1 protein-coding gene is annotated in these 269 nt (G+C 74.0%); it reads right to left on the bottom strand.

The genetic code is table 11. The annotated features are described in order from the left end of the window. The coding region (locus SB719_RS20355) for a hypothetical protein (RefSeq protein ID WP_412159770.1) at window positions 1–269 on the bottom strand (269 nt) is incomplete at both ends.

Raw genomic sequence — 269 nt, 5'->3', positions numbered from 1 at the left:
CGCGACGGACGCCAACGCGGGCAGGCCCAAGCCCGCGAGCATCAGCAGCAGCGGCAGCGTGACGGCCGGGATCGCCCACCGCAGGACGGTCTGCCAGGAGGCCCCGAACCGCCGCGCGATGACGGCGTTCGTCAGGTAGAACAGGGCGATGCCCCCACCGAGCGACACCGACAGTGCCGGCGGGAGCGGAACGGCCGGATGGGAGATGGCGGCGGCCAGCGCAGCGGACAGCGCCGTGACCCCGGCGAGCAGCAGGAACGGCAGGAAGC

The organism is Pantoea sp. SIMBA_079 (assembly GCF_046940275.1).
In the GTDB taxonomy this organism is placed as follows: Bacteria; Pseudomonadota; Gammaproteobacteria; order Enterobacterales; family Enterobacteriaceae; genus Pantoea; species Pantoea borealis.
Note: the sequence above shows the minus strand (reverse complement) of the source record. Positions and strands in the feature narration are given on the sequence as shown.